Raw genomic sequence first — 6,670 nt, forward strand, 5'->3', positions numbered from 1 at the left:
TTGGAATTTTCGAAAACCGTCCCGACCGTAACCGTAAAATCCTTTTTACAGGTCTTCGATTTGCAACGATATGTTTTCCCGTCCTTCAATTTATAGGGCGACCGCTGACCGCAATGGGGGCAAACCGGGTCGCCTCCCCACCTCATTTGTTCCATGTAAGCCCGACAAACGGACTCATCGCCTAGGTGGCTCATGAGTTCTTTTAGCGTCTTACAGTTTTGCAGTTGTGTCATTTTGACGTTCCCAAGGTTTTTAGCGCCGAAGCGGAGGGGTTAAACGAAGTAGGGTAGGAGAAGGTTACAATCCCGGCCATTTTGCTAATGTGGTTAGAAACGACTTGTGGGAAATTGTATATAGTAGCCTATAGTCGCCTCACATTCCTTTCGTACCTTTACTAAAATCCTTGGTATTCCAAGCCCTACCTAAAATTTTACTTTAGATAAAAATATGCTATCCAAATTAGCGGAATAAATTTACTTTAACTATCTATTAAACAATAAATTGAACCCATACACCTGTATTAAATATAAAATCGAATCCAACCCTGAAAAAACGAAATTTAACCCCCAAACCCCGACATCCTTCGCCACCGATATACTCCAAAATGAAACAAACGGTTATACTTGAAAGTCAATATTTTGGAAGCATTGATTACTATCAAGCTTCAATAGATTTCTCATATTTAAAAATAGAGCAATATCTGAGGTGGGAAAAAGGCCGGCATTTGAACCGTTGCTACCTGTTGGGGCCTAACACCCCCCTGGTTTTAAGCGTCCCCCTTGAGGCTGGCAGGGGCCAAAAAAGCCTATTCAAGGATGTCAAAATTTCATACAGGGAGAACTGGAGGGTGCGGCATTGGCGATCGATCCACGACGCCTACCGCCGGTCGCCCTGGTTCGAATACTACGCGCACACCCTCGAAGCGCTCTTTAAAGAGCGCCCGGCAGACCTGGCGGTCTGGAACCGCCTGACCCTGGAATGGGTCCTGAAGCAATTGAAATGGGAGGGGAAAATAGAGGTGACGACCGCCCTGATCGACAACTACCCCGACGCCGCCGACCGGCGTTTGCAGTCAAAACCGGAGCCCGCATCCGGGGTCGGCTACGCCTACCCGCAGGTCTTTGAAGACCGCCACGGCTTTGTGGGGAACCTTTGTATACTCGATTTGTTGTTCTGTGAAGGCCCGGCGGCGGGCGAAGTGTTGCGCCGCGGCCCTATTTCTCCGTGACCTGTATCACCTTCCCGGAAGACAAGATAACCAGCGTTTTCCCATCCAGGTAGGCCTTGTACTGGTCATACACTGACTCTGGCTGGGTTTGCCCATTGATGGTCAGGGTGTTATTCTCGATGACGATACGCACATTACAGCTCTCGTTGAGGTATCCGTCGCTTTCCAGCTTCCGGACGAGCGACCTGTCGGCCGTAACGACGGGCGCCGCGGCATATCGGTCGGCGGAAATACGGTAAAACGTCGACTTTTCCTTGTAAGTCTTGGCCGATAAAGCCGGCATGGGCTTGACCCGGGGCGTCTGCGGATAATATACCACCGGTGTCATGATAACCGACCGGGTCGGATAGGCGGGGCTTTGCCAGCCGGGCTGGTCGGCGGAAATGCCGTTTTCCTCGTCATCGGCCTGTTGGTCGAGCACCTTTGATTTGATTTTGTAATTGAAAGCCCCGGCAGCCAGTTTCCGGTTGACATCGCGGAGGATCGCCGCCGCGCGCTCCCTTTCCCGCTGGATGTCGGCTTCGGCCAGGTGTTGCTCGTGCGTGACCTGGGTGAGGGCCAGTTGCTGTTCCCGTTCAGCCCTGGCCTGGGCCAGCTGCTGATTCCGGTCGGCCGCCTCGTCAGACAACTCATTGTCGCGGACAACCAGCGCCCACTGGCGGGAGGCGGATGCCTGCCGCCGGGCCATCTGGTCCTGCTCTACTTTTTGAAAACGCAGCACCTTTTCCGCGCTTAGCCGGAGGGCCTGGATGGCGCGTTCTTTGTCGCGGCTGTCCATGACCTGGTTTTCGAGCTGCTGGATCTGGCACTTATACGAATCCAGGAGGTCCTGGCGGGTGTCGAGCTGTACCCGCAGCATCTCCTTCTTCCCCTGCTCAAAGGCTTTTTGCCCCATCGCAAAGGTGAAGTGCATGCTGTCCACCTTGAACTTGAAGGTTTTTAGCTTAACGACGGTGTCGCTTTGGAAATTCAGGACCACGTCATGATCCTCGCGAACCTCATCCTTTACCGGGCAGGGTTTGCTCGAACGGACCTTGGGAGATTTCACCGGGACATCCGGCACAAACGTAGGTTCAGGCGCCACCACAGGCGCCGGTGCATCGGGAACCGGGGCCTCGGGCAGCAGGGCTGCCATCGTTTTCAGGATGGGTTTGTTGCCGACGTTCTCCGGGGTCAGCCAGGCCAGGGAGGCCAGGATGCCTGCCGTAATAAACAACGCCATCAGCTTCTGTCCATAGTTCATGGGGCGGCTGGGGACGTTCATGATCCGTTTGATCCGGTCCAGCAGGTCGGTCTTGCCGGAAGCGGCCATGGCCAGCTCCGGCGACAACCGTTGCTGTTCCAGGCTCAGCAGGGCGGACGCATATACGTGGGGGTTATACCGGAATTGCAGGACGAAGTCGTCGCAGCTGTTTTCCCGTTCCGTCCGGATGTGCCCCGCCATGAGCTGGGCAAACGGATTGAAGAACAGGACGGTATCCATCACCGTGAGGATCAGGTTGAGGAGGTAGTCGTGTCGTTTGATGTGGGCCAATTCATGCAGGAGAATGGCCTCCACCTGCTCGGCCGACAGGTGGTTGAAGCTGGCGATCGGGAGCAGGATGATCGGTTTGATATACCCCATGGTGGCGGGGATGTCGATCTTTTCGCTCAGCCAGATCCGGATTTCACGGCGGATACCGATGCGGTGCGCCATCTCGGTGACGTATACCCGCCATTTCGCTTCAATCCGGGAAAGCCCTTCGGTCCGCACCGCCTGGACGTGGCGGTAGGCCTTGAACACCCGCGCCAGCAGGAAGACCAGGACTATAAGATAGGCCCCCGACAGGTAAGGCAGGTAGCGCTCGGACCAGGCTAAAAACTCGTTGACATAACCCAGCGGGCCGCCGGCCGCGGGAGCGGCATCGTAAACCACTACGGGGGCGGCGGAAACGAGATGCTTCCAATAGTGCCCCACCAAAGACGAAATAAACCACCCGAATCCCACGAACTGGAAGATGGTGGCCGCACCGGTCTTGATGGAGGCGCGGATGGACCTCCAGGCGCCAAAGCATAGCTGGTAGATCATCCAAAGAAGGGCCATCTGCCAAAGGCTTCCGGCGATGGCCCATCCCAAGGCCTGGAGGAAAGCGGACCCGCTCAGGGTTGTCATGTTACTGATTTTTGAGGTTGTCCAATAAGCGTTGGATTTCTTCCAATTCCCCTGCGGACGTCTTATGCTGACCCAGGGCCTGCATCACCAGCTGCGCCGGGGATCCCTGGAAAAGGGTATCCACCATACGGCTCACGAGCTGTTTCTGCGTTTTTTCACGGCTGGCCAGCGGCTCATAAATGTGCGTCTTACTGCTTTCGTCGCGTCTTACAAGACCTTTTTCATACATGATCTGCATCAGCTTGAGGGTGGTCGTATAACCCACGTCCTTGGATTGGGCAAGCGTTTCATGCACCTCCCGCACGGTCGCCTTTTGCTTTTCCCACAATACCTGGAGGATCTCCAGTTCACTTTCGGTTGGCTTCAATTGTTTACCCATTTTACGATTGTTTTCGTAAGTCAAATATACGAGTTCATTCGTAAGATCATAACCGCTTATCATTTTTCGGGAAATTTTTGCGCGCGAAGTTGTCGTGTGGCCTGCTCCTGCCGGAGCGCCTTCGTCGTTTTCCCCGAGCTCCACCCCGGCGCCCCAAACAAAAGCATAAATGCCTGTTTCCAGGTCCTCGCCCGCCACAGCTCGCCCGCCATATTCACCCATTCATGAAAGGCCACGCGCACCGGGTTAAACGTCTGTACATTGACCGTCAACCCATACGTCGGACGGTACCGTTCCGGTTCAAACGTCCCGAAAAGCCGGTCCCAGACGATCAGCGTCCCCGCGTGGTTTTTGTCCAGGTAATCCAGGTCCGAGCCGTGATGGACGCGGTGGTGCGAGGGGGTATTGAAGATAAATTCATACCAAAAAGGCATGCGGCCCACGACCTCCGTATGTATCCAGAACTGGTACAGGAGGCTGAAAGACTGCATCATGAGCACCATCCCGGGTTCGAAACCGAGAAAAGGCATCCAGGTCCAGAAGATAAACGACCCCGTCAGGTCCCCCGTCCAGGTCTGCCGGAGGGCCGCCGCCAGGTTATACCGCTCCGAAGAATGGTGCACCACGTGCGACGCCCAGAACCACCGGACCTCATGCGCGCACCGGTGGAACCAGTAATAGCTGAAGTCGTCCGCAAAGAAGCAAAGTACCCAGGCCCACCAGGCGCCAAAAGGGATGCTCCAAAGACGAAACCTGTAAATAAAGACAAACACCCCCAGGATCAGCGACTTACTCACCAACCCGACCGCCAGGTTCCCCAGCCCCAGGGCGATGCTCGTCGAGGCGTCCCTGACATCATATAGCTCCCGCTGGGTCCGCACCGCGTAGATCACCTCGGCGACGATCAGGATGATAAAGCCGGGGATGGCGTGCACCAATATGGACGGCGTCTTGTGCATCCGGCCAAAATACAAAAAAGGGCGCCACGAAGGGCGCCGTTAACATCGCTTTTAGCCCAGGCCTGCCGTAGACCCAGGCGCCCGCTTTAGACCTCGATGCTGGCTACCGCCCGCTCCAGCGCCCCTTCCTTGAGCTCCGGTATCGCGGTACCTTCCACCCGCACCACCGAAATGTCTTTCATCCCGATAAAGCTCAGCATCCACGTGAGGTACGGCACCACAAAATCATACTCTTTCATCGGCCCCGAAGAATACACTCCGCCGGTGGCCACCGCGAGGTAAACTTTTTTGCCGGTTACCAGCCCTTCTGCCCCCGTAGCCCCGTAACTGAAGGTCACGCCGCTCCGGACAATGTGGTCAAGCCACGCCTTAAGAGAGGAATGGATATTAAAATTGTACATCGGCGCACCGACGACCAGGATATCCGCCTCCCGTATAGCCCGGATGGCCTCATCCGAATGCCGGGCGGCCTCGACACCGGCGGGCGTCCGTGCCTCCAAAGGCGTAAAGAACGACGCGATATGCGCCTCCTCCAGGTGCGGGAAATGCACGTCCACCAGATTATAAGTGGAAACCGTGCTCCCCGGATACTCCAACAGCAATTTGGCAACAATAGCCTCGCCCAGCTTTATACTGTAGCTTTCCCCATGCCGGGGACTCGAAATAACGTGCAGGATCTTTTTCATGGATACAAAATTACCCGGACCAACTAATAAAAAGTAAGTAGTAAACTAAAGGTTAGTACTTACCTTTGGGTAAGCAAATAAGAAACATGCCACTCGAAAAACCCCATACCGCCCAGGAGTGCACCGCCGCCCTCGGCGCCGTCCAGGATGCATTGTATGCCGTCGGAGGAAAATGGAAGCTCCCCGTCATCGCTGCCTTGCGAGACCGGGGGCCGCAACGCTTCAACGAGCTGCAGCGGTCGATAAAGGGCATTTCGGCCCGGGTGCTGTCCACCGAGCTAAAGCAGATGGAGCTGAACGGCTTTATCCATCGCAAAATAGATACCGGCGCCCCGGTCGTAGTCACCTATGAGCTGACGCCCTACGCCGATACCCTCGGAAACGTACTGGGCGCCCTCCGTGAGTGGGGCGCCCAGCATCGAAACAAGATCAGGGGAAAAATTACCGCGGAAGTGTCGCCACCGTTCTGACGATCGGCGCGGGGTGCTTTACGTGGTGGGCCACCGCGGCTTCCTTGGTGTGCCAGACTTGCGCCAGCGTCGGAGCGATGACGAGCGATACGATACTCATCAGCTTGATGAGGATATTCATCGAAGGTCCGGACGTATCCTTGAACGGGTCGCCCACGGTGTCCCCGGTAACGGAGGCCTTGTGCGGCTCGGACTTTTTGTAGTAAGTTTCGCCGTTGATCACGACGCCCTTTTCAAAACTCTTTTTGGCATTGTCCCAGGCGCCGCCGGCGTTGTTCTGGAAGATACCCATGAGCACGCCGCTCACGGTAGCGCCGGCCAGGAAGCCCCCCAGGGCCGCGGGGCCCGCAAGGAAACCGATGATTAACGGGGACAGCAGCGCGATGGCGCCAGGCAGCAGCATCTTGCGGATGGAAGCCGTAGTGGAGATCGCCACGCACTTTTCATATTCGGGCCGGCCCGTGCCTTCCATGATCCCGGGGATCTCGCGGAACTGGCGACGGACCTCTTCCACCATGGCCATGGCCGCCTGACCGACGGCGCGTATGGCGAGCGAGGAGAAAACAAAAGGTATCATCCCGCCCACGAACAGGCAGGCCAGCACGTCGGCGTGGTAGATGTCGATGCCGCCGATCCCGGCGACGCCGACAAAAGCGGCGAACAGCGCCAGCGACGTCAGCGCCGCGGAAGCAATCGCAAAACCCTTGCCCGTGGCCGCCGTGGTGTTACCCACCGCGTCGAGGATGTCGGTTTTTTCGCGTACGTCCTTGGGCAGCTCGCTCATCTCGGCGATACC

8 protein-coding genes are annotated in these 6,670 nt (G+C 56.4%); 2 read left to right on the forward strand and 6 right to left on the reverse strand.

Annotated elements, in window-relative coordinates; genetic code table 11:
- The coding region (locus VL547_RS24160) for a transposase (RefSeq protein WP_414648356.1) at positions 1–233 on the reverse strand (233 nt) is incomplete at its 3' end.
- A gap of 371 nt (positions 234–604) precedes the next feature.
- Here VL547_RS24160 and VL547_RS19240 point away from each other — a divergent pair.
- Positions 605–1,228 carry a WbqC family protein gene (locus VL547_RS19240; protein WP_325580960.1) on the forward strand — a complete coding sequence of 208 codons (624 nt, stop codon included), beginning with the start codon at positions 605–607 and terminating at the stop codon, positions 1,226–1,228.
- Here the strand turns inward: VL547_RS19240 and VL547_RS19245 are convergent.
- The 4 genes from VL547_RS19245 to VL547_RS19260 all read right to left on the reverse strand — a co-directional run bounded on the left by VL547_RS19245 (position 1,215) and on the right by VL547_RS19260 (position 5,404).
- Positions 1,215–3,380 (reverse strand): M56 family metallopeptidase, encoded by a 2,166-nt coding sequence (locus VL547_RS19245; RefSeq protein ID WP_325580962.1) that lies wholly within the window; start codon positions 3,378–3,380, stop codon positions 1,215–1,217. The genes VL547_RS19240 and VL547_RS19245 overlap by 14 nt on opposite strands.
- Position 3,381: 1 nt before the next feature.
- Positions 3,382–3,759: a BlaI/MecI/CopY family transcriptional regulator gene (locus VL547_RS19250; protein WP_325580964.1), complete on the reverse strand. Its 378-nt coding sequence runs from the start codon at positions 3,757–3,759 to the stop codon at positions 3,382–3,384.
- Positions 3,760–3,818: 59 nt separating this feature from the next.
- Entirely contained in the window at positions 3,819–4,718 is a 900-nt protein-coding gene (locus tag VL547_RS19255) for a sterol desaturase family protein (protein ID WP_325580966.1), read from the reverse strand.
- An 86-nt stretch (positions 4,719–4,804) separates the two neighbouring features.
- A complete protein-coding gene (locus VL547_RS19260) occupies positions 4,805–5,404 on the reverse strand; it encodes an FMN-dependent NADH-azoreductase (RefSeq protein ID WP_325580968.1) in 600 nt (199 codons plus the stop codon).
- 86 nt (positions 5,405–5,490) lie between these two features.
- On the opposite strand from VL547_RS19260, the gene VL547_RS19265 reads away from it, so the two are divergent.
- Positions 5,491–5,874, forward strand: coding sequence for a helix-turn-helix domain-containing protein (locus tag VL547_RS19265; RefSeq protein ID WP_325580970.1), 384 nt, complete (start codon positions 5,491–5,493; stop codon positions 5,872–5,874).
- Here VL547_RS19265 and VL547_RS19270 read toward each other — a convergent pair.
- Positions 5,846–6,670, reverse strand: an 825-nt coding sequence (locus tag VL547_RS19270; RefSeq protein ID WP_325580973.1) for a sodium/proton-translocating pyrophosphatase, incomplete at its 5' end; no start/stop codon positions are given. The genes VL547_RS19265 and VL547_RS19270 overlap by 29 nt on opposite strands.

This window comes from Dinghuibacter sp. (assembly GCF_035492835.1).
Classification (GTDB): domain Bacteria; phylum Bacteroidota; class Bacteroidia; order Chitinophagales; family Chitinophagaceae; genus Dinghuibacter.